The sequence below is a fragment of the Bartonella sp. AP40SXNS genome (assembly GCF_042195825.1).
Lineage (GTDB): Bacteria > Pseudomonadota > Alphaproteobacteria > Rhizobiales > Rhizobiaceae > Bartonella.
Map to the genome: position 1 here is coordinate 1 of NZ_JBHIPB010000053.1, position 2550 is coordinate 2550.

Below are 2550 nucleotides of genomic sequence, written 5' to 3' on the forward strand. Positions count from 1 at the left end.
GCAAACTTATCAAAGGTTTTAAAAACCGTTCTATCAACCTTCTCAAAGCCTATCGGCAAAAGTTGACCATCAGCACTGATCTGATAAAAGCCACCATCACTCGCAAAAAAAGCATCACTCCCTCGACAAGCTATAGAGGCTGCACTGCGGGATCCACGCTTGTCTTGAAGCTTTTGAAAAATAAAGGGGACTTTAGAGCCTAGCGTAAAACAACCAGCATAAATAGCAGAACGCAAAAAAACGAGGGGATTGCTCGATTCCGTTGCCCCTTGAACATATTCTCCATCATTAAAATTATGATAATAACAATCTTTATCACCTACCGTCCAATGAGTTGCATCATTCAAACCCGACCAATGGATGCGATTGGGATGATCTGTTAATTGCATCAAACAAACAAAATCACCCCAAACCTTCACCAATCCTGCTTTCGGGGGATTGCCTCCTAAATCTTCAAACCGTTCAGAGCTATGAGTATTAAAGACTTGTGGTTTATCATTTTTATTCACCGCAATAATAGTTTCACCAAATAATGCAAACGACCATTTATTCTCTTCATTTGCTTGATAGGTCACACCACTTTGACTTATGTCTTTCCAACCCTTCGTTTGACTATCATAACTGTAAAGCTTTTTGGCTCCTCCTACGATTATCTTAACACCATTGCCACTTCTAAAGGCTATGCACCCCAACGGCTTTTCTTCTAAAGCATGAGACACTACCATTGCATTAGGCATCGGAATGTAACAGCCATCAGCCGGTAAAACATTCACAAGCATATCCGTAAAACTGCCGTTGACAACCGCAACATCTGGTCTGTAATCAGCGATTGGAAAATAAACCATATTAGAAATCCGTCGGAATTATTCGAGTGACGTTATGACGTTTGGACGTCTCTGCACGCAATTCATGCAACTGTTCGTTAAAGTCATTGTACGCTGCTGTTGCACAATCGGGTTCTTTAAGGATATTCTTGTAAAGTTCGTATTTTGCACGCGCCTTAATCAAATCAAACGCGTGCACAAACCATGGATGCTCCTCATCAACACTCTCTATCTCTGATAAACGCAATGGAGAGAGAATGAGTTGAATCTGATAGGCTTTATCCGGCGTGGGATAAAGATGTAATTTCCTATCAAAATAACTGTAACAAACCGGCGTTCCTTGCTGCTCTGATGATAACAAAGGCTCTAAAGAAACATGGTCCTTACACTCCAATGCAAACTTATGATGTTGATCAGAGCTTAGATAAACGTTTTTGATTTTAACAGCTGTTTCAATAGGGCGGGTAGTGCTTGCATCATAAACACCTTGTCCCGCCCGTGTCTCAAACACCACATCACGGCTTTCGTTAAAGTAAAAGGTCTCCCGTTCACAAAAACGAATGGCTGCAAAAATGCTTTCTTGGATTTGTTGAACATACTCATCGGCTATGTCATCAATCTCATCTTGAATGACCGACACTAAGTGCGAAAGTGTTCTCTTATGACGATAAACATCTCGCTTTACAGGTATCGGTCCTCCAGTCTTAACCCGAATATAATGACGTGTCATCAAAATACCTCTCAGTGATTAGTCACGAATTCAACGACTATACTTGCTTGCCCAGCTTGTACTGTTTTGTCCGCTTTAGCATAGAGAGTGACCTCTTCATCATAAGGGACAAATTCCTTCTGATTGGTGGGCTTAACCTCTTTTACTGCCTGTTGTTTGATTTCCGCTTCACCAAACTCAGTCCCTCCAGCAGTGCTGCCTATTTTGACCTTTGTGTCCGAAAATGCTGTCTTAACAAACACTTTAATCGAAGTAATCAAAGCACCACGAGGTAGCGTACCTATTCTCATAGCGTTTTCTTTATCTTCATAGCTAAAATTAAGCCGCAAAAAGCTTACCTGCTGGGTATGAAGATTTCTCCCTTGCAAGGGCTGTGGTAAATAATCTGCCATGTCTTATCCCCTCAATGATTTGTCACGAATTGCACAACCACAATACATTCACCAGCATCAGTGGTTTTGTCTCGTGTTGCATAAAGGGTCATCTCCTTATCATCTGCAACAAAAGACTTTTGGTCTGTTGGCGTAAAATCTTGCGTGCCTTGGGCTTTGATATCTTTTTCGCCAAACTCATTGCCGCCATAGGTGCTGCCAATCTTCAATTTCGTCTCAGAAAACGCTGTCTTCACAAACGCTTTTATCGAGGTAATTAAAGCACCACGGGGTAATATCCCGATTTTTTCTGTGAGATGTTTCTCTTTATGTAAGATATTCAAACGTAAGAAACTTACCTGTTGGGTATGTAGATTTCTGCCCTGTAATGGAGGGGGTAATTGATCTGCCATGTCTTGTTTTCCTCCTTAATGATTACGCTGCTGCTTCACCGCTGTAGGTAGGAATAACAATCGTTCCAAAATCTTGCGCTGTTTGTGCACTATTGGGCATTTGGAAACGAGTTTTCTTCATTCCTATCAAAGTCTTGGCGGCAACACCAAATTCACGTTCATAATCAAAATATTCTTCTTTGAGGGTGTAATTTGTTGCACTATGATTTTTC

The 2550-nt window shown here is 41.2% G+C and carries 4 protein-coding genes and 1 pseudogene; all 5 read right to left on the reverse strand.

Annotated features, from left to right (window positions below; all coding sequences use genetic code 11):
• Window positions 1-845: pseudogene (locus ACFILZ_RS09545) on the reverse strand (hypothetical protein); the annotation flags it as partial.
• A gap of 1 nt (window position 846) precedes the next feature.
• The gene (locus tag ACFILZ_RS09550) at window positions 847-1554 is read right to left on the reverse strand and encodes a hypothetical protein (protein WP_375611029.1); all 708 of its coding nucleotides are present in this window, start codon (window positions 1552-1554) and stop codon (window positions 847-849) included.
• Between the two features lie 11 nt (window positions 1555-1565).
• Window positions 1566-1946, reverse strand: a complete 381-nt coding sequence (locus ACFILZ_RS09555; protein ID WP_375611028.1) for a hypothetical protein — start codon at window positions 1944-1946, stop codon at window positions 1566-1568.
• A gap of 11 nt (window positions 1947-1957) precedes the next feature.
• Complete coding sequence (locus ACFILZ_RS09560) at window positions 1958-2338, reverse strand: hypothetical protein (RefSeq protein WP_375611027.1); 381 nt, start codon at window positions 2336-2338, stop codon at window positions 1958-1960.
• A gap of 22 nt (window positions 2339-2360) precedes the next feature.
• Window positions 2361-2550: DUF4043 family protein (locus tag ACFILZ_RS09565; RefSeq protein WP_375611026.1), on the reverse strand; the 190-nt coding region annotated here is incomplete at its 5' end.